Consider the following 19060-nt stretch of genomic DNA (forward strand, 5'->3'; position numbering starts at 1 on the left):
ATGGACGCGACACTGAACAAACCCATGGCGGCGCTACCGGTGGAGCGTTCGCCCGGCTACTGGTCCACGGTCGGCCGCCGCCTGCTGCGCAACCGCCTGGCGATGCTCGCCGCGCTGATCCTGCTCGCGCTGATCGTGATGGCGATCTTCGCGCCTGCGCTGATGCCGGCAGACCCCTATGCCTCCTCGATTCTCAAGCGCCTCAAGCCGATCGGCTTCGCGGGCTATCCGCTCGGCACCGACGAACTGGGACGCGACATGCTGTCGCGGCTGATGCTCGGCGCGCGCCTGTCGCTGTTCATGGGTATCACGCCGGTGCTGATGGCGTTCGTGCTGGGCAGCGCGATCGGCATCGTGGCTGGTTACGCCGGCGGCTGGACCAACACGATCATCATGCGGCTGACCGACATCCTCTACGCGTTTCCTTCCGTGCTGCTGGCCATCGCACTGTCCGGCACGCTCGGCGCGGGCGTAGGCAATGCGCTGCTGTCGCTGACGATCGTGTTCGTACCGCAGATCGTGCGCGTGGCCGAAAGCGTGACCACGCAGGTGCGCAACCGCGAGTTCGTCGATGCGGCGCGCGCCTCGGGCGCTTCGTCGCTGACCATCGTGCGCGCCCACATCCTCAACAACGTGCTCGGACCGATCTTCGTCTACGCCACGAGCCTGATCTCGGTGTCGATGATCCTCGCCTCGGGCCTTTCGTTCCTGGGCCTTGGCGTCAAGCCGCCCGAACCCGAATGGGGCCTGATGCTCAACACGCTGCGCACGGCGATCTACACGCAGCCGTGGGTCGCCGCGTTGCCCGGCGCGATGATTTTCCTGACCTCGATCTCGTTCAACCTGCTGGCCGACGGCATTCGCTCGGCGATGGAAATCAAGGAGTGAGCATGACCGGCAGAATTCCGATGCCTGTGTCCGCCGCCGCCACCGATGTCGGCGGCCCCGCACAGCCGCTCGTCATCGCGCGCGATCTGATCAAGCACTTTCCGCTGAAATCGCCGATCCCGCTGCGCAAGGGCGGCGTGGTGCGCGCGGTCGACGGCGTAAGTTTCGACGTGCTCAAGGGCGAAACGCTCGGCGTCGTCGGCGAATCGGGCTGCGGCAAGTCCACCACCGCGCGGTTGCTGATGCAGCTGACACCGCACGACAGCGGCGAACTGATTTTCGACGCGCAGGCAGTGGGATCCTCGCAACTGCCGATGAAGGCATTCCGCAGCCAGGTGCAGATGGTGTTCCAGGACAGCTATTCGTCGCTGAACCCGCGCCTGACGATCGAGGAATCGATCGCCTTCACGCCGCGCGTGCACGGCCTGCCCGCACGCGAAGCCACCGAGCGCGCGCGCTATCTGCTGGAGCGCGTGGGGCTGGACGCCAAGCGGTTTGCGGGACGCTATCCGCACGAACTGTCGGGCGGGCAGCGCCAGCGCGTGAATATCGCGCGGGCGCTCGCGCTGCGTCCGCGGCTGGTGATCCTCGACGAAGCGGTGTCCGCGCTGGACAAGTCGGTCGAGGCGCAAGTGCTGAACCTGCTGCTCGACCTGAAGGCCGAGTTCGACCTCACCTACGTCTTCATCAGTCACGATCTCAACGTGATCCGCTACCTGTGCGATCGCGTGATGGTCATGTACCTCGGCAAGGTGGTGGAAATCGGCGACACCGAGACGGTCTACGCCAATCCCGCGCATCCCTATACGCGCGCGCTGCTGGCGTCGATGCCGTCGATGGATCCCGACCATCGCACGCTGGCCGCGCCGCTGGCAGGCGATCCGCCCAATCCGATCGATCCGCCGCCCGGCTGCAGTTTCCACCCGCGCTGCGCGCGCGCCGAACCGGTCTGCGAACGCCGCGCGCCCTCGTTGACCGACGCGATCGCCGGCCATCCCGTGTCCTGCCTGATGGCCATGCCGGACGGCGGCCATTCGTTGCCGCTGCAGCGCCTGACGCCGGGCCTGCACGCCGCCACGCCCTGATTTCGCGGAGATATCGATGTCCCATCCCTCCCCAGCACCCGCCATATCGGTACGCGACCTGCACGTGACGTTCTCGGGCGGCGGCAAGACGATCCAGGCCGTCAACGGCGTATCGCTCGATGTCGCCCCGGGCGAAGCCGTCGCGTTGATCGGTGAATCGGGCTCGGGCAAGAGCGTGACGCTGCGCGCGCTGATGCGCCTGCATCCGCCACGCCGCACCACGATTGCCGGCAGCATCCGCGTGGAAGACCAGGACGTGCTCAAGCTGGACAAGCGCGCGCTGGCGCGCCTGCGCGGCGGCACCGTGGCGATGGTGTTCCAGGAGCCGCTGCTGGCGCTCGATCCGGTCTACACCGTTGGTCAGCAGATCGTCGAATGCATCCGCACCCATCGCAAGGTGTCGAAGCAGGAAGCGCACGCGCTGGCGCTCAAGGCGCTGCAGGCGGTGCGCATTCCCAGCCCGGAGCGGCGCCTGGCCGCCTATCCGCACGAGATGTCGGGCGGCATGCGGCAACGCGCGATGATAGCGCTGGCGCTCTGTGCGCAACCGCGGATCCTCCTGGCCGACGAGCCGACCACTGCGCTCGACGCCACGGTGCAGATCCAGGTACTGATTCTGTTGCGTGAGCTGCAACGCGAGCTTGGTTTGTCGATCGTGTTCGTGACGCACGACATCGGCGCGGCGGTGGAAATTGCCGATCGCGTCGCGGTGATGTATGGCGGGCGCATCGTCGAGGAGGGCCCGATCCGCACGCTGATGCGCGAGGCGCGCCATCCCTACACGATCGCGCTGCTGCAAAGCCGCCAACACGGCATGGCGCGCGGCGAACGTCTGCAAACGATCGGCGGCGCCCCGCCCGATCTCGCCGCGCTGCCCGCCGGCTGTACCTTCGCGCCGCGCTGCGCGCATGCCCGTGCCCAATGCCTGGCCCAGGTGCCGGTGGCGGTGTCGCTTGGCAATGGCCACCGCGTCAGCTGCGTGCTGGTGGGCGCGCCAGCCGCGACCGAATGCGCCGCGTAATGCGTCTTTCCCAGCGACGTTTCAAGAATCGAGGAATCCGAACATCATGAGCCTGTCCACCCATCCCGCCCGCGCATTCCTGCCCTATCCCGAGGCGGCTGTGCCCAACGCCGCCAGCGGCCCGCTGCACGGCCTGCGCTTTGCCGTCAAGGATCTGTTCGATGTGGCCGGCTATCCCACCGGAGGCGGCAACCCGCACGTGCTGGCGCGCTCGGGCATCAAGACATCCACCGCGCCCACGGTTCAGAAGTTGCTCGATGCCGGCGCGAGCTTCGTCGGCAAGGTTCATACCGACGAGCTGGCGTTTTCGATGAACGGCCAGAACCATCACTACGGCGGTCCGTACAACGGCGCGGCGCCCGACCGCATCACAGGCGGATCGTCATCGGGATCGGCGTCGGCGGTCTCGCACGGGCTCGCCGATTTCGCGCTGGGCACCGACACCGGCGGCTCGGTGCGCGCCCCGGCCAGCCATTGCGGGCTATTCGGCATCCGTCCTTCGCATGGGCGGATTTCGCTGGCGCAATGCATGCCGCTGTGCGAATCGCTCGATACCTGCGGCTTCTTTGCGCAGGATATCGCCACGTTCGCCCGCGTTGCGGACGTGCTGCTCGGCACCGACGGCGATCCGCTGCCCGCCAGTCCGAAGCTGCTGCTGGCCGCCGATCTGTTTGAACTGCCCACGCCCGAAGCCCGCGCGGCGCTGGCGCCCGCCGTCGCGCGTATCGAAGCCGTGTTTGGCAAGGCGGTGCCCGTCGATGTGGCGGATCGCCCGCTATCGGACCTGTACTGGGCATTTCGTTACGTGCAGGGCTGGGAAGCGTGGCAGGCCGACGGTGCGTTGATCGAGCAATACGGACTGCAACTGGGCCCCGACGTGGCGGGCCGCTTTGCCTTCAGCAAGGCCGTGACCCACGCGCAATTCGAAGCGTCGAACGCGGTCCGGCGCGAGTTCACCGCACACCTCGACCGCCTGCTGGGGCACGACAGCGTGCTGGTGCTGCCGACGATGCCGGACATCGCGCCGCTGCGCACCACTCCGATGGAATCGCTCGAGGATTACCGTACGGCTGCCGCGCATACGCTGTGCCTGACGCCGCTGTCCGGCTTTCCGCAGATCAGCCTGCCGTTGGCGGGCCGCGCTGGCGCCCCGCTGGGCATTTCGCTGATCGGCCCCAAGGGCAGCGACCGAAGCCTGATCGCGGCAGCGCAGACGTTGATGGCGACATCGGTCTGAACTACGCTGGTAGCTGGCCGCTGCGGGCGGCGGCCAAGGCAAGGCCCAATCCTGCTGCCCCACTTTTACTCGCCCTTTTGCGGTCGCCTCGCGGGGCCGCGCCAACCAGAACGACGACAACCACAACCACATGACCCGACTGCGCATGACGGCCGCCGGCCACACCTTTATCGCCGAAACTCACCCGGACGCGCCGCAGACCGTGGCCGCGTTCCTGAAGCTGCTGCCATACCGGCAGAAACTGATCCACGTGCGCTGGAGCGGTGAAGGCTGCTGGATCCCGCTTGGCGAATTCAAGCTCGGCGTCGGCTTCGAAAACCACACCAGTCACCCATCGGTCGGCGACATCCTGTTCTATCCCGGCGGCTATAGCGAAACCGAGATCATCCTGGCCTATGGCAGCTGCTGCTTCGCCAGCAAAATGGGCCAACTGGCGGGCAACCACTTCCTGACCGTGGTCGAAGGAAAGGAAAACCTGCGCGCGCTGGGCACCAAGGTGCTATGGGAAGGCGCGCAGGACGTGTTGTTCGAACTGGCCGAGTAGCACGATCGGCGGCGCGGACCGCGCGCCGCCGGGCGTCAGCCGGCCGTCACGACGCCGCGCGCGTCGTCGGGGGGCGGCTTGACGCGGAACCATGTGGCATATAGCGCCGGCAGGAACAGCAGCGTCAGCACCGTCGCCACCACCAGTCCACCCATAATGGCCACCGCCATCGGCCCCCAGAACGTCGAGCGGGACAGCGGGATCATGGCCAGCACCGCTGCGGCCGCGGTAAGGATGATCGGTCGGAAGCGACGCACCGCGGATTCGACGATCGCCTCCCAGGGCGGCAGGCCAGACTTGATATCCTGCTCGATCTGATCGACCAGAATCACCGAATTTCGGATGATCATGCCCAGCAGCGCGGTAATGCCAAGTTGCGCGACGAAACCCATCGGCGCGTGCAGCAACAGCAGCGTCGCGGCTGCGCCGATCAGCCCCAGCGGACCGGTCAGGAACACCATCACCGCGCGCGAGAAACTGTGCAGCTGCAGCATCAGCAGCGTGAAAATCAGGAAGATGCACAGCGGCAATTGCGCGGCAATCGACGCGCCCGCCTTGCCGCTTTCCTCCTGCGCGCCGGCAATGGTGATGCGGTAGCCGGGCGGCAGCGCGGATCGGATCGGATCGAGCTTGGGATCGATCTGCGCGGTCACGGTCGGGCCCTGGATGCCATCGACGATATCGGACTGCACGGTGATACCGAAATCGCGGTTCTCGCGCCAGATCACACCTGGCTCCGACTTCAGCGCTATCCGTGCGACCTGCGTCAGCGGCACTGCGCGCCCGCTGCTGGTGGGCACCAGCACGTTGTTCAGGTCGGCCATCGTGTCGCGTTCGCTGCGCGGCGTGCGCATGATGATGTCGATCAGCTTGTCGGCGTCGCGGTACTGGCCCACCGGTACACCGGTCAGCACCGCTTGCGTGGCGCGCGCGATGGCGTTGGTGGTCACGCCGAGCGCGCGCGCCTTGTCCTGGTCCAGTTCGAGACGCAGCATCTTGACGTTCTCGTTCCAGTTGTCGTTGACGCCGACGGTGTTCGGATTGGCCGCCATCACCGCGCGAACCTGGTCGGCCGCCTTGCGCACGCCAGCCGCGTCGGGCCCGATCACGCGAAACTGCACGGGATACGGCACCGGCGGGCCGTTTGGCAACAGCTTCACGCGGCCGCGCAACTGCGGGAAATCGCTGGCCAGCACGCGCTCTATGCGCTTGCGCAGCGCATCGCGCGCCTCCAGGCTCACCGGCATCACGATCGCCTGCGCCACGTTCGATTGCGGAAAGATCTGGTCGAGCGGCAGGTAGAAGCGCGGCGCGCCGGTGCCGACGAACGACGTCACGCTCTGCACGGCCGTATCGCGCCGCATGGCCGCTTCGAAGCGCTTGGTCACGGCTTCAGTCTGCGCGAAACTCGTGCCTTCCGGCATCCACAATTCCACCATCAGCTCCGGCCGGCTCGAATCGGGGAAGAACTGCTTTTCTACGTACTTGAACGCGAACAGGCCTAGTGCAAACGCCGCCAGCGTGATCGCGATCACGGTCTTGCGCCACGTCACGCACCAGTTCACGAGCCGGCGAAAGCGCGCATAGAACGGGGTATCAAACACCTCGTGCTGGCCACCGTCGTTGCTGCGCGTCTTCAGGATCAGATAGCCAAGGTACGGCGTGAAGTACACCGCGGCCAGCCATGACAGCACCAGCGCCAGCGCCGTCACCGCGAAGATCGCGAAGGTGTATTCGCCCACCGTGGAACGCGCCAGGCCCACCGGCAAAAAGCCGGCCGCCGTGATCAGCGTGCCGGTCAGCATCGGCATCGCGGTGGACGTATAGGCGAACGTCGCCGCCTCCATTTTCGAGAAACCCTCTTCGAGCTTGCGCACCATCATTTCCACCGCGATGATGGCGTCGTCGACCAGCAGCCCGAGCGCGATGATCAACGCGCCGAGCGAGATCTTGTGCAGCCCGATGCCGAAGATGTTCATGAACAGGAACGTCACCGCCAGCACCAGAGGAATGGTGAGGGCCACCACCAGACCGGGCCGCACGTCCAGGCGTAGCGGGCGGGTATGCAGGCCCAGCGACACAAAGCTCACGCCCAGCACGATCACCACGGCCTCGATCAGCACGCGCACGAATTCGCCGACGCTGCGCTTGACGGCCTGGGGCTGGTCCTGCACCTGATCCATCTCGATGCCGATCGGCAACTGGCCGCGCAGGCGATCGGTCACGGCGCGCAATTCCTTGCCCAGCGCGATGATGTCGCCGCCCTTTTCCATCGAGATGCCAAGCCCGATCACATCCTTGCCGTTGAAGCGCATGCGGCTGACCGTCGGATCGACATAGGCGCGATAGACGTGAGCGATGTCGCCGAGCCGGATGTTGGCGATGCCGTTCGGGCCGCGCAGCACCAGGTTCTGCAGATCCTCGACATCGCCAAGCTGGCCCGTGACGCGCACTTGCAGGTTGTCGGTCGGCGTCACCAGCACGCCGCTGCCGGTGGGATTGTTCTGTTCCGCGATCTGGTTGGAGATGGCGTTGATATCGAGTCCCAGTTGCGCAAAGCGCGCCTGGTTGAATTCGATATAGAGCTTTTCGTCCTGCAGGCCTAGCAGCGAGACCTTGGCCACGGCAGGGATGCGCAGCAGTTCCTGGCGCACCAGGTCGGCATATTCGCGCAATTCCTTGTAGTTGAAGCCGTCGGCCGACAGCGCGTAGATCGATCCGTAGACATCGCCGAATTCATCGTTGAAGTACGGGCCGCGCACGCCTTGCGGCAGTGTTTGCTGGATATCGCCGATCTTCTTGCGCACCGTGTACCAGATCTGCGCGGTGTCCTTGGCTGGCGCATTGTCGGCCAGTTGAAAGATCACCGTGGTTTCGCCGGGCTTGGAAAAGCTGCGGATCTTGTCGGCGTAAGGCACTTCCTGCAGCTGGCGCTCGATCTTGTCCGTCACCTGCACGGCAATCTGCTCGGCGGTGGCGCCCGGCCAGAACGCCTGCACCACCATCACGCGGAACGTAAATGGCGGATCTTCGTCCTGGCCCAGTTGGAAGAACGCCAGCAGCCCGCCCAGCAGCAGCACGACCAGCAGATAGCGCGTGAGCGGCTGGTGCTCCAGCGCCCAGCGCGACAGATTGAAGCGGGAATGTTCCATGCGCGGATCTCAGCCCAGATGCCGGTCGAGGGCGCTCAGTTGCGCGCCGGGATCCGAGGCCGGCTGGGCCGGCGCCACGCTCTGCATCGGCTTGACCTTCTGTCCCGGCTTGAGCAGATGCACGCCCGCGGTGACGATGGTCTGCCCCGGCGCAAGGCCCTGGCGCACTTCGATCAGATTGCCCTGCGCTTCGCCGAGCGTCACCGACACCGGCTTGACTGTGCCGGCGCCGTTAGCGCCTGGCTGGTAGATCCACACCTGATTGCTGCCCCTGTCCTGCAGCAGCGCGGTCAGCGGCACGCGGATCGCCGCGGCCTGGCCGGTGCGCGTGAACGACACCACGGCGGTCATGCCGATGCGCAGATCGGCCGGCGGATTTGGAATGCTGACGCGCGTGGGATAGGTGCGCGTGACGGGATCGGCCGCCGCGGAGATTTCGCGCACCCGGCCCGGCAATGCGCGATCGGGATCGGACCACGTATGGATCGACACCTCGGAAATACCGCGCAGCATGTCGACCTGATCTTCAGGCAAGCCGATGGCCACTTCCTTTTCCGCGGTTTGCGCCACGCGGATCACCGGCTGGCCGGGCGTGACGACCTGTCCCACTTCGGTATCGATCGCCGTGACCACGCCGTCGGCATCGGCGGTCAGCACCGCGTAGCCGGTCTGGTTCGACTGGTTGCGCAGGTTGGCCTGCGCCTGGCCCAGCCGCGCGTCGGCGGAATCGAAAGTGGCCTGGCGACGCTGCAGTTCGGCGGCACTGATGAAGTTGCGCGCGGCCAGCTCCTTGTAGCGCTTCAGGTCTGCGGCGGCCAGATCGCGATCGGTCTTGGCCGCGTCGAATTGCGCGCGCGCGCCGGTTTCGGCCAGCGCCAGATCCGTGGGGTCCAGACGCGCCAGCGGCTGCCCCTTGCGCACCGACGCGCCGACGTCGACCAGGCGCGCCGCGATCTTGCCGCCGACGCGGAATCCCAGTCGCGACTCGATGCGCGGGCGCACCTCGCCCGAAAACTCGAAATCGGTCCTGCCTTGCGCCGGGCTCAACTGCATCAGCCGGACTGGCCGCACCTCCTCGACCGGTTCCACCTTCTTGCCACAACCCGTCAGCACCAACGCTGCCGCCGCAAGCAGAAGCCCAAGTCGCGCGCGACCGACACGGCGCTGCACGACGCGGCGCGCCATTGGAGGTTCGTCAAATCTGGCGGCCGCAACTTCCGGCCTGGCGTAAGGCTCTGGCATGACAAGCGTCTTGATCGGTGGGAACGGTGAGGCGAAATTTGGCTGCTACGTCGCGGCTCGATGTTTCGCAATCGGGCCGGCGGGGAAACGGCCACGCGCGGCATCGGCCGAAGTGCCTCCCCAGGCGCCTCCGCTGCTGCGCGGAAATAAATAACTGGCCGGTCAGTAATATAGCGACGGACCCCGGGTGCGTCAAACGCCGGATGACGAACGCCTGTATGGCGCGACAAACCGCCACAGCGGCGGTGCCGGCCGATCATGCGTGCCCGTCGCGAAGACTGCTGCGGGCGTGCATGCGTTGGCGGGCGCCGATGTTACAATTCGCCGCTTTGGCGCCGCACCGCCGCCCACCACTAAGAGATTGGCGTGACGCCCGATCAGTACTGCCAGGAAAAAGCCGCGAAAAGCGGCTCCAGCTTTTATTACAGCAGCCTGCTTCTCCCTCCCGAACGCCGCCGTGCCGTTACGGCCCTGCAGGCCTGGCGCCTCGAACTCGACGCCATCGTTCATGAAAATCACGATGCGGGCGTAGCGCTGCAGCGCCTGGACTGGTGGCGCGCAGAAATCCGCCGGCTATACGACGGCCAGCCCAGCCATCCCGTCAGCCACGCGCTGCAACCCTACCTGGCCGACCTGCCGCAGGCGGAAATGACCCAGGTGATGGACGGCACGGAGATGGATCTGGCGCAATCGCGCTATTTCGATGACGCTGCGCTGGGCAAGTATTGCCGCGCCGTCGGTGCGACGCTTGGCAAGCTCAATGCGCGCCTGCTCGGTTTTACCGATCCGCGCACGCTCGACGCGGCCGAACAGCTTGGCATGGCGCAGTTGCAGGTGCGTATCGTGCGCGAAGTCGGCCATGACGCGCGCCAGGGGCGCATCTATATTCCCGTCAGCACGCTGCAGCGCTTTGAAGTGCCTGCCGCGGACATCATGCAGTCGCGTAGCTCCGATCAGTTTGTCGCGCTGATGCGGGATCAGGCCGCCGCGGCGCGCACGCACTACCGCGACGCCCTGGCACTGTTGCCGCGCGCAGACCGCCGCGCGCAGCGCGCCGCGCTGGCGTTGGCCGCCATCCACCAGGCATTGCTCGACGAAATCGAAGCGAGCCACTTCCAGGTGCTGTCGCAGCGCATCGCGCTCACGCCGATGCGCAAGCTGTGGATCGCCTGGAAAACCTGGCTGCGCAACGGTTGAGGCCGCGCCATGCGGGCGACCGTTTTTTGCACGCTGAAGTGTCGATGTATTGAAGCCACAAAGTCATGACCACTGCCATACCCGCCCTCGGCCAGTCGATACTGGACCACGCAGACGCCCTCGCCCGTCATTCCGATATGGAAGGCGGCCTCACCTGCGCGTTTCTCACGCCGGCCCATCGTCAGGCGCAGGCGCAACTGGCGCGCTGGATGGAAGATGCCGGCATGACCGTACGCATCGACGCAATCGGCAACGTGATCGGACGCTATGCCGCCGATCCCGCCGTCACCGCGCCCAAGGTGCTGATGACCGGCTCACACTTCGACACGGTGCGCAACGGCGGCCGCTACGATGGCCGGCTGGGCATCCTGTTGCCGATCGCGGTGGTCGGCGCGCTGCGCGATGCAGGCATTCGCCTGCCGTATCACCTCGATGTCGTCGGTTTTGCCGAAGAAGAAGGGCTGCGTTTCAAGACCAGCTTCCTGGCCAGCAGCGTGCTGGCCGGCCGGTTCGATGCGGCACTGCTCGACCGCGTCGATACGGACGGCGTCACGATGCGCGACGCGCTGACCGCTGCGGGCTTCCCGGGCGCCGGCAGCATCGACGCACTGCGCGCCGCCGCCATCGACCCCACTTCGCTGGCCGGTTTTGTCGAAGTCCATATCGAGCAAGGACCGGTGCTGCTCAATCGCCAGCTGCCGCTTGGGATCGTCACGCAGATTGCCGGCAGCAGCCGCTTCCAGGTGCGCGTGGAAGGACTGGCCAGCCATGCCGGGACCACGCCGATGGATATGCGGCGCGACGCGGCCACGGGCGCCGCCGAAATGATCCTGCTGGTGGAATCGCGCTGCGCCGCGGCGCCTACGCTGGTCGGCACGGTGGGCCAATTGCAGGTGCCGGACGGATCGAGCAACGTGATCCCGGCCGCGTGTGTGTTTTCGATGGATATCCGCGCCGGCGAAGACGGCATCCGCGAAGACGCGATTGCCGACATCGTGGCGGGCATCGAGCGAATCGCGCAACGTCGCGGGCTGCGCGCCAGCGTCGAGCGTGTGACGCCGGTCAATAATGCGCCGTGCGCGCGCTGGCTGATGGATCAGTTCTCCGCCGTGTTGCGCAAGCGCGGGCTCGATGCCTTCGAGCTGCCTTCCGGCGCGGGACACGACGCGATGATGATGCAGCGCGTCACCGATGTGGCGATGCTGTTCGTGCGCTGCGGCAACGGCGGGATCAGCCACAATCCGCTGGAAACGATCACCGTGGAAGACGCTCAGCTGGCCGCCGAAGTATTCGTGGATTTCCTGCGCCACTTCCAGCCCAGAAGCTAACGAACAAGGCGCGGCAGTTTAGCTGCCGCGGTACATCTCGCGGCTGAGATCGTAGAGATTCTTGCGCAAGGATTTGCGCTCGTCTGGCGAAAGCCGCGGATTGCCGCCGCGCTGCCCCTGACGGCCCGCGCGTTCGGCCATGTCGCGCTCGGTCTCGGATTGATTGGCGCGCCGTGCCGGCTGGCGGTTGCGCTCGGACTGGGCCTGGCTGCTGCCCTGTTGCTGGCCATTGGGATGAAGCAGGTGTGCCATGCCCGCGGATTGGGCGTGCGAGGCGGCTGGTATCGCCGCCCACAGTAGGGACACGCCGGCAAGCCATGCCACCCGTGCGCAGACTGCGCGACGCAGGGTTTGCCCGTGCCGGTTTTGCTTCACTTTCATTGGATAATGGCGGTTTCGACTGTGCTCCGGAAGGGCTTTGTCCCTTTCGATGCCGGCGCATCCGCACTCCGCCTGGCGATAACTGGCTGCGTGCCAGCGTTGCCGGATAGGGTTGCGCGATACCCGTGGTGTCTTGTTTCCGATGCAATCGAATCAGTCTCGGAAAACGGTTTGCGGAGTGTAAATGCACAAAAGGTGCACGCCGCCATACCACAGGGTAAAGTATGTAACGTTTTGTTAAGCCATTTTGAGCGAAAGCGATAATCGCTAAGATACCGCCATGGAAAATACCAGCCACAAGATTCTCGTCGTGGATGACGACCCGCGTTTGCGCGACCTGCTGCGCCGCTACCTTGGCGAGCAGGGCTTTACGGTCCTCGTGGCGGAAAATGCCACGGCCATGAACAAACTCTGGCTACGCGAGCGATTCGACCTGCTGGTGCTCGATCTGATGATGCCCGGCGAAGACGGCCTGTCGATCTGCCGCCGGCTGCGTGGCGCCAATGACCAGACGCCGATCATCATGCTCACCGCCAAGGGCGAGGACGTGGACCGCATCGTCGGCCTGGAAATGGGCGCTGACGACTACCTGCCCAAGCCTTTCAATCCGCGCGAGCTGATCGCCCGCATTCACGCGGTATTGCGCCGCAAAGGCCCGGCCGAAGTGCCAGGCGCGCCGTCCGAAACCCCCGAAACCTTCGCCTTCGGCGATTTCGTGCTGAACCTGGCCACGCGCACGCTGACCAAGAACGACGAGGAAATCACGCTGACCACCGGTGAATTCTCGGTGCTCAAGGTCTTTGCCCGTCATCCCCGCCAGCCGCTGTCGCGCGAAAAACTGATGGAAATGGCGCGCGGACGCGAATATGAAGTGTTCGATCGCAGCCTTGACGTGCAAATCTCGCGCCTGCGCAAGCTGATCGAACCCGATCCCGGCAACCCGCGCTTTATCCAGACGGTCTGGGGCCTGGGTTACGTTTTCATCCCCGATGGCGTGAAGTAGAGCCGGTTCGTCCCCAAGCAGCATCGTGGCGACCGCTCTCGGCCGTACCGCAACGCGGTTCTTTGGTTCGCTGTTCTGGCGAACCTTCATGCTTATCGCCCTGTTGCTGGCGATCTCGCTGGGCATCTGGTTCCAGAGCTACCGGCTGTTCGAACGCGCGCCGCGCGCCCAGCAGATCGCCATGCAGGTGGTCAGCGTGGTCAAGCTCACGCGCGCCGCCCTGCTCTATTCGGACCCGGCGCGGCGCCGCTTCCTGCTGCTGGACCTGGTGCAGAACGAAGGCATCAAGGTTTATCCGCGTGAAAAGGACGACGATTTTGCCGCGCCCACGGCCAATCCGTTTCTTACCCAGCTGGTGCAGCAGGAAATTCGCAGCCGCCTGGGCGAGGACACGGTTATCGCCACCACCGTCAACGATATTCCCGGCGTGTGGGTCAGTTTCGAAATCGAAGGCGACGACTACTGGGTAGCCATCAGCCCCGAACGTTTCGAACGCGTGCCCGGCATCCAATGGCTGTGGTGGAGTATTGCCGCGCTGCTGCTGTCGATCATTGGCGCGGCGTTCATCACCGCACGCGTGAATTACCCGCTCAAACGGCTGGCCAACGCCGCGCGCCAGATCGGCACGGGCGGCGACCCGCCGCCGCTGCGCGAGCAAGGCGCCAGCGAGGTGGCGCAGGCCAACCGCAGCTTCAATCAGATGGTGCGCGATTTGCGCCAGCTCGACGACGATCGCGTGGTCATGCTGGCCGGCATTTCGCACGACCTGCGCACGCCGTTGACGCGCCTGCGGCTGGAAACCGAGATGTCTCCGGTCGATACCACCACCCGCGACGCGATGATCGCCGATATCGAACAGATGGACGCCATCATCGGCCAGTTCCTCAACTACGCGCGTCCCGGTCAGGAAGTGGTGGAACCGGTCGATCTTTCCGCGCTGGTGCAGGAGTCGGTTGGCGTCTATGCGGCCCACGACGATGTGCGCGTGCATGTGCGTTCGAACGGCCCAGTGATGGCCGTCGCAAATCGCATGGAAATCCAGCGCATTCTCGACAACCTCGTGGAAAACGCGCGCCGCTATGCCAAGGACGAAGAAACCGGCATGGCCGACGTGGAAATCTCCACGCGCGTCGAGGACAAGGACGCCGTGCTGATCGTCGCCGATAACGGACCGGGCGTGCCAAACGAGCAACTGTCGCTGCTGACGCGCCCGTTCTATCGGCTCGACAGCGCGCGCAGCGAAGCCAAGGGCGCAGGCCTTGGCATGTCCATCGTCAACCGCATTCTCCAGCGCAACGGCGGCCGACTGGTGCTGGCCAATCGCGCCGCGCCGAAAACCGGCCTCGTGGTCAGCGCGTTCTTCCGCCGCGCCTGAGGCGGCACACCACGTCTCGCATCGCGCCGCACCTTGGGACCGCGGACGGCAGTCCGCGCCCTCTCTCCTCTTGATCCAACCGCATCAGCCCACGCCGCAATGGCGCATGCGCCGCATTGACAGGTTTTCTTCAGGAATTGATACGGAATTGAAAGGTTGTTGACAGGCGATTGACAGCGACACCGCGCACACTCCACGCCATCGACAGGCCGATGCATACCGATGCATCCGCAGCCACGGCGCCGCCTGCCGCATGATCACCGCCGTGGCTGATAACGATCGACAACATGCCGCCGGACCCAACTGGTGGCGACCGAGAGACAGCCATGTCCAACACTTCCAATCCTCAGCACAGTTTTCGCACCGTGTTCCGCGTTGTCAGCGGAAACTTTCTGGAGATGTACGACTTCATGGTGTACGGCTTTTACGCCGCCGCCATCGCACATACCTTCTTTCCGTCCGGCGACGAGTTTGCCTCGCTGATGTTGTCGCTAGCGACGTTCGGCGCGGGATTTCTGATGCGCCCGCTCGGCGCGATCGTGCTGGGCGCCTATATCGACCATCACGGCCGTCGCAAGGGGCTGATCGTCACGCTGGTTCTGATGGCGCTCGGCACGCTGCTGATCGCCGTGGTGCCCGGCTATGCGACGATCGGCATCGCCGCGCCGCTGCTGGTGCTGCTGGGCCGGCTGCTGCAGGGCTTCTCGGCAGGCGTGGAACTGGGTGGCGTGTCGGTCTACCTTTCCGAAATCGCCAAGCCGGGCAAGAAAGGCTTCTACGTGGCGTGGCAATCGGCCAGCCAGCAGGTGGCGGTGATCTTCGCGGGCCTGCTCGGCGTCGTGCTGCACGCCACGCTTGCTCCGGCGCAAATGGATAGCTGGGGCTGGCGCCTGCCGTTCCTGATCGGCTGCCTGATCGTACCGTTCCTGTTCATCATTCGCCGGTCGCTCGAAGAGACCGAGGAATTCCGCGCGCGCAAACATCGTCCCAGCATCAGCGAGATCTATCGCTCGATGCTCGACAACTGGGGCATCATCATTGCCGGCTGCATGATGGTGGTGATGACGACGGTGTCGTTCTACATGATCACCGCTTATACGCCGACGTTTGGCAAGACCGTGCTCAAGCTCGACGACGTGGACAACCTGATCGTCACGATGTGCGTGGGTCTGTCGAACTTCATCTGGCTGCCGCTGATGGGCGCCCTGTCCGACCGCGTCGGGCGCAAGCCGCTGCTGGTGATCTTCACGATCGCCACGCTGATTACCGCGTACCCTGCCGTGTCGTGGCTGGTGGCGGCGCCCTCGTTCGAACGTCTGCTGATGGTCGAGCTGTGGCTGTCGTTCCTGTACGGCAGCTATAACGGTGCGATGGTCGTCACGCTGACCGAAGTCATGCCGCCCGCCGTGCGCACCGCTGGTTTCTCGCTGGCCTACAGCCTGGCCACGGCGCTGTTCGGTGGCTTTACCCCGGCGATCTCGACCTACCTGATCCACACCACGGGCAACAAGGCCGCACCGGGACTCTGGCTGATGTTTGCTGCAGCATGCGGCCTGGTGGCGACGCTGATCATCTTCCGTACGCGCCGCACGCAAGCCACGCTCCGCGCGGCCTGAGCGCGTCTCGCGCGTTTGATCGCATTCATGCGTAGCCGGCGCCGTTTGCCAGCTACGCATGAAACGCGTGTGACCGCTTGAGACAAATCTGAATATTTCCGACGCTTCCCGTCATGCGCCGTCGCGCGTGGCATACTCGCTGCAGCCGCTCACGGCTGCACGCCCCCTCGCACGATGCGCGCCACACGATTCATCAGACGGCGCCTATCGGGCTGGTTGAGAATATCAATTGGCCGCAGCGCCTCCGGCGACGCATAATCACGTTTTAATGCGATCGCGCATCGACGCGTTCCTGCCCTGTGGGAACCGATTCGCGTATCGCGCGCCTCACTCTGTTCAACCGTATCAGGAGAAGTCTATGAAGACCGTTGGTGACAAGCTCGAAGCCTTCCACGTTGTTGGTGTCAAGCCTGGTTTCAACAACCACGAAGAGAACGGCCAGTCGGCTTTCGAAGACATTACCGAAAAGTCGTTCGAAGGCAAGTGGAAAATCATCTACTTCTACCCGAAGGACTTCACGTTCGTCTGCCCGACGGAAATCGTGGCCTTCGCCAAGCTGAACAACGATTTCGCCGATCGCGACGCAATCGTGCTGGGCGGCTCGACCGACAACGAATTCGTGAAGCTGGCATGGCGCCGTGAACACAAGGACCTGAACAAGCTGAACCAGTGGCAGTTTGCCGACGTGACCGGTTCGCTGGTGGACCAGCTGGGCGTGCGTGACCACGCTGCCGGCGTTGCCCTGCGCGCCACGTTCATCGTCGATCCGGACAACACGATCCAGCACGTTTCGGTGAACAACCTGAACGTCGGCCGCAGCCCGGAAGAAGTGCTGCGTATTCTGGACGGCCTGCAAACGGACGAACTGTGCCCGTGCAACCGCGCCGTTGGTGGCGCCACGCTGTAATTTGGCAGCACCTGCCAGGCCGCTTTCAAGCGGATCGGCACAGCGCGAGGAAGAGCACCATGCCCTTCCTCGCCGAAACCCGCTATGTGCGGGTTTTTTGAGCCCTCGTCGATAGGAGAAATGTATGGAATTCCTCAGTACGATCAAGAATTTGATTCCCGACTACGCCAAGGACATTCGCCTGAACGTGGATGGCACGATCGCGCGTTCGTCGCTGGAAGGCAACGATGCGGTAGGCGTGGCCCTTGCGGCCGCCTTTGCGGCAAAGAGCAAGGTCATCGTCGACGTGATCCGCAATGACAACGTGCTGTCGCCCGAGGAAGTGACGGCGGCGCAGACGGCAGCTGCGTTGATGGGCATGAACAATATCTGGTATCCGTACGTCGAAATGGCCGAGGATCCGGATCTGGCGAGCCAGCCGGCCGGACTGCGCATGAATGCGTATGCTTCGCACGGCGGCGTCGACAAACGTCGCTTCGAAATGTACGCGCTGGCCGCATCGATCATCGGCAAGTGCCACTTCTGCGTGAAGTCGCACTATCAACTGCTCAAGACCGAGCAGGGCATGAGCGCCCAGCAATTGCGCGATGTGGGGCGTATCGCCGCGGTGATCGGCGCGGCCGCCAACGTCATTACCGCCGAATAAGCGGCGATCGGCGCCCAACGCGCCGATTACATCCCGTGCGGGACCGCCGTACCAACGGCGGCCCGCGCCACAAGCCGGCCCACGCTTTGGCGTGCTGTCGGCTTTTTTCCCGTCTGCGGGGTCAGAAAGTCCTATGCCTCAGATCCGGTCGACACGCGTTCGTCAATCGGTGCAGACAGGCACAAATGAGCCGGTGCATTTGTGGATTGGACGGCCTACAATCGACCCAAGGTCACGCTTTTCATCGTAGTCATGAGCACCTTGCCTTCGCACACTTCGCCGCGCTTTCGCTTTCGCCTGGCCGCGGTGCATGACTGGGGCGACATCGCCGCCGTTACGCAGCAAGCCTATGGGCAATACGAGCTGGGCATCATGGAAGATTGCCGCGCGTCGTTCCAGCGTGGCATGCAATCCGTGCTGGCCGCCAAGGACAATCCCGATATGGAGTGGTGGGTTGCGGAAACGGATCACGGCATCAGCGGCGCCGTGCTGTTCTGCCATCCGGGCGCGACAGTGCCTGCGCTCGACGACAGCCTCGTCACCCTGCCCCTTCCGGAAGCACGTCTGCTGTCCGTGAGTCCGCAAGCGCGCGGGCTGGGACTGGGCAAGCGGCTGATGCAGATCTGTATCCAGCGCGCTCGCGATATCGGCGCCCCAATGCTGGTATGCCGGACGATGCCGGAGATGGACTCGGCCATCAAGCTGTGCGAGCACATGGGCTTCGAGAAACGCACGGAAGCCGGATCGCGTCACGGTGCGATGGCCAGGCTGATCGACTACGTCTACACGATCCAGCCCGAAGACGCGCCGGCGCCGCCGCCGGCCTGACCGGCACGCCAGCGCAAGCCGCCCGGCCAACCGCGGCCAAGCCGCGAGCGAAGCGCGCCGCAGGCGCATCGCTCATCGGATTTCGTCTGTGATTCAGTCCTGCACGTCAGCGGTACGGCGGTAGATCAGCACCGCCGCCTGCGCGACGATCCCCTCCTCCTTGCCTTCGAAGCCAAGCTTCTCGTTGGTTTTCGCTTTCACGTTGCAATGCGTGACCGGCAGGCCCAGGTCGTAGGCCAGGTTCTGCACCATGCCCGCAATATGCGGCGCAAGTTTCGGTTTTTGCGCAATGACCGTGGCGTCGACATTGCCGATTTCGAAGCCCGCTTCACGCACGCGCCGCGCCGCTTCACGCAGCAGGACGCGGCTGTCCGCACCGGCGAAATCGGAATCGGTATCGGGAAAATGGCGCCCGATATCGCCCAGGGCCGCCGCACCGAACAGTGCGTCGGTGACCGCATGCAGCAGCGCGTCAGCGTCGGAATGCCCCAGCAGTCCGCGATCGTGCGGAATCTCGACGCCACCGAGAATGAGCTTGCGACCGGCTACCAGCGCATGCACGTCATAGCCCTGTCCAACGCGAAAATCGAACGGATTCAAAACAACTCCT

General features: G+C 64.8%; 18 protein-coding genes. 13 read left to right on the plus strand and 5 right to left on the minus strand.

The window, feature by feature from the left end:
* From AC1RKI_RS15925 to AC1RKI_RS15945, 5 genes are all read left to right on the plus strand, one after another.
* Positions 1-888, plus strand: a complete 888-nt coding sequence (locus AC1RKI_RS15925) for an ABC transporter permease (RefSeq protein ID WP_150979001.1) — start codon at positions 1-3, stop codon at positions 886-888.
* A 2-nt stretch (positions 889-890) separates the two neighbouring features.
* Complete coding sequence (locus AC1RKI_RS15930) at positions 891-1973, plus strand: ABC transporter ATP-binding protein (RefSeq protein ID WP_227459552.1); 1083 nt, start codon at positions 891-893, stop codon at positions 1971-1973.
* A 16-nt stretch (positions 1974-1989) separates the two neighbouring features.
* Positions 1990-2994: an ABC transporter ATP-binding protein gene (locus tag AC1RKI_RS15935; protein ID WP_492796305.1), complete on the plus strand. Its 1005-nt coding sequence runs from the start codon at positions 1990-1992 to the stop codon at positions 2992-2994.
* Between the two features lie 46 nt (positions 2995-3040).
* Positions 3041-4231: an amidase gene (locus tag AC1RKI_RS15940; protein WP_492796303.1), complete on the plus strand. Its 1191-nt coding sequence runs from the start codon at positions 3041-3043 to the stop codon at positions 4229-4231.
* A 130-nt stretch (positions 4232-4361) separates the two neighbouring features.
* On the plus strand, positions 4362-4775 hold the full coding sequence (locus tag AC1RKI_RS15945) for a DUF3830 family protein (RefSeq protein ID WP_061957522.1): 414 nt from the start codon (positions 4362-4364) through the stop codon (positions 4773-4775).
* Positions 4776-4810: 35 nt separating this feature from the next.
* Here AC1RKI_RS15945 and AC1RKI_RS15950 read toward each other — a convergent pair whose 3' ends face one another.
* A complete protein-coding gene (locus tag AC1RKI_RS15950) occupies positions 4811-7927 on the minus strand; it encodes an efflux RND transporter permease subunit (protein ID WP_227459554.1) in 3117 nt (1038 codons plus the stop codon).
* Between the two features lie 9 nt (positions 7928-7936).
* Positions 7937-9112 (minus strand): efflux RND transporter periplasmic adaptor subunit, encoded by a 1176-nt coding sequence (locus AC1RKI_RS15955; RefSeq protein WP_223505706.1) that lies wholly within the window; start codon positions 9110-9112, stop codon positions 7937-7939.
* A 423-nt stretch (positions 9113-9535) separates the two neighbouring features.
* Between AC1RKI_RS15955 and hpnD the strand changes: the two genes are divergently transcribed.
* Positions 9536-10366 (plus strand): presqualene diphosphate synthase HpnD, encoded by an 831-nt coding sequence (gene hpnD / locus AC1RKI_RS15960; RefSeq protein ID WP_061957519.1) that lies wholly within the window; start codon positions 9536-9538, stop codon positions 10364-10366.
* 65 nt (positions 10367-10431) lie between these two features.
* A complete protein-coding gene (locus AC1RKI_RS15965) occupies positions 10432-11694 on the plus strand; it encodes a Zn-dependent hydrolase (RefSeq protein ID WP_492796299.1) in 1263 nt (420 codons plus the stop codon).
* A gap of 18 nt (positions 11695-11712) precedes the next feature.
* Here AC1RKI_RS15965 and AC1RKI_RS15970 read toward each other — a convergent pair whose 3' ends face one another.
* Complete coding sequence (locus AC1RKI_RS15970; RefSeq protein ID WP_223505703.1) at positions 11713-11946, minus strand: hypothetical protein; 234 nt, start codon at positions 11944-11946, stop codon at positions 11713-11715.
* A 409-nt stretch (positions 11947-12355) separates the two neighbouring features.
* On the opposite strand from AC1RKI_RS15970, the gene ompR reads away from it, so the two are divergent.
* Positions 12356-13078 carry an osmolarity response regulator transcription factor OmpR gene (ompR, locus tag AC1RKI_RS15975; RefSeq protein ID WP_006576352.1) on the plus strand — a complete coding sequence of 241 codons (723 nt, stop codon included), beginning with the start codon at positions 12356-12358 and terminating at the stop codon, positions 13076-13078.
* A 25-nt stretch (positions 13079-13103) separates the two neighbouring features.
* Positions 13104-14453: an ATP-binding protein gene (locus AC1RKI_RS15980; RefSeq protein WP_061957516.1), complete on the plus strand. Its 1350-nt coding sequence runs from the start codon at positions 13104-13106 to the stop codon at positions 14451-14453.
* 130 nt (positions 14454-14583) lie between these two features.
* On the opposite strand, the gene AC1RKI_RS15985 is transcribed toward AC1RKI_RS15980, so the two are convergent.
* On the minus strand, positions 14584-14742 hold the full coding sequence (locus tag AC1RKI_RS15985) for a hypothetical protein (protein WP_492796296.1): 159 nt from the start codon (positions 14740-14742) through the stop codon (positions 14584-14586).
* 37 nt (positions 14743-14779) lie between these two features.
* On the opposite strand from AC1RKI_RS15985, the gene AC1RKI_RS15990 reads away from it, so the two are divergent.
* From AC1RKI_RS15990 to AC1RKI_RS16005, 4 genes are all read left to right on the plus strand, one after another.
* Positions 14780-16069 (plus strand): MFS transporter, encoded by a 1290-nt coding sequence (locus tag AC1RKI_RS15990; protein ID WP_061957515.1) that lies wholly within the window; start codon positions 14780-14782, stop codon positions 16067-16069.
* Positions 16070-16427: 358 nt separating this feature from the next.
* Entirely contained in the window at positions 16428-16976 is a 549-nt protein-coding gene (locus AC1RKI_RS15995) for a peroxiredoxin (RefSeq protein WP_061957514.1), read from the plus strand.
* Positions 16977-17100: 124 nt separating this feature from the next.
* Positions 17101-17622 carry a carboxymuconolactone decarboxylase family protein gene (locus AC1RKI_RS16000; RefSeq protein WP_492796293.1) on the plus strand — a complete coding sequence of 174 codons (522 nt, stop codon included), beginning with the start codon at positions 17101-17103 and terminating at the stop codon, positions 17620-17622.
* Between the two features lie 252 nt (positions 17623-17874).
* Positions 17875-18450, plus strand: a complete 576-nt coding sequence (locus AC1RKI_RS16005) for a GNAT family N-acetyltransferase (RefSeq protein WP_061957512.1) — start codon at positions 17875-17877, stop codon at positions 18448-18450.
* 93 nt (positions 18451-18543) lie between these two features.
* Here AC1RKI_RS16005 and ispF read toward each other — a convergent pair whose 3' ends face one another.
* The gene (gene ispF / locus AC1RKI_RS16010) at positions 18544-19050 is read right to left on the minus strand and encodes a 2-C-methyl-D-erythritol 2,4-cyclodiphosphate synthase (protein WP_492796291.1); all 507 of its coding nucleotides are present in this window, start codon (positions 19048-19050) and stop codon (positions 18544-18546) included.
* Between the last annotated feature and the right edge of the window lie 10 nt (positions 19051-19060).

The sequence above is a fragment of the Cupriavidus sp. GW822-FHT06G04 genome (assembly GCF_058799075.1).

Bases quoted from the DNA above. Each gene is read 5' to 3' on its own strand.
- AC1RKI_RS15925 (WP_150979001.1), top strand. From the start codon at position 1: ATGGACGCGACACTGAACAAACCCATGGCGGCGCTACCGGTGGAGCGT.
- AC1RKI_RS15930 (WP_227459552.1), top strand. From the start codon at position 891: ATGACCGGCAGAATTCCGATGCCTGTGTCCGCCGCCGCCACCGATGTC.
- AC1RKI_RS15935 (WP_492796305.1), top strand. From the start codon at position 1,990: ATGTCCCATCCCTCCCCAGCACCCGCCATATCGGTACGCGACCTGCAC.
- AC1RKI_RS15940 (WP_492796303.1), top strand. From the start codon at position 3,041: ATGAGCCTGTCCACCCATCCCGCCCGCGCATTCCTGCCCTATCCCGAG.
- AC1RKI_RS15945 (WP_061957522.1), top strand. From the start codon at position 4,362: ATGACCCGACTGCGCATGACGGCCGCCGGCCACACCTTTATCGCCGAA.
- AC1RKI_RS15950 (WP_227459554.1), bottom strand. From the start codon at position 7,927: ATGGAACATTCCCGCTTCAATCTGTCGCGCTGGGCGCTGGAGCACCAG.
- AC1RKI_RS15955 (WP_223505706.1), bottom strand. From the start codon at position 9,112: ATGGCGCGCCGCGTCGTGCAGCGCCGTGTCGGTCGCGCGCGACTTGGG.
- AC1RKI_RS15965 (WP_492796299.1), top strand. From the start codon at position 10,432: ATGACCACTGCCATACCCGCCCTCGGCCAGTCGATACTGGACCACGCA.
- AC1RKI_RS15970 (WP_223505703.1), bottom strand. From the start codon at position 11,946: ATGGCACACCTGCTTCATCCCAATGGCCAGCAACAGGGCAGCAGCCAG.
- ompR (WP_006576352.1), top strand. From the start codon at position 12,356: ATGGAAAATACCAGCCACAAGATTCTCGTCGTGGATGACGACCCGCGT.
- AC1RKI_RS15985 (WP_492796296.1), bottom strand. From the start codon at position 14,742: ATGTTGTCGATCGTTATCAGCCACGGCGGTGATCATGCGGCAGGCGGC.
- AC1RKI_RS15990 (WP_061957515.1), top strand. From the start codon at position 14,780: ATGTCCAACACTTCCAATCCTCAGCACAGTTTTCGCACCGTGTTCCGC.
- AC1RKI_RS15995 (WP_061957514.1), top strand. From the start codon at position 16,428: ATGAAGACCGTTGGTGACAAGCTCGAAGCCTTCCACGTTGTTGGTGTC.
- AC1RKI_RS16000 (WP_492796293.1), top strand. From the start codon at position 17,101: ATGGAATTCCTCAGTACGATCAAGAATTTGATTCCCGACTACGCCAAG.
- AC1RKI_RS16005 (WP_061957512.1), top strand. From the start codon at position 17,875: ATGAGCACCTTGCCTTCGCACACTTCGCCGCGCTTTCGCTTTCGCCTG.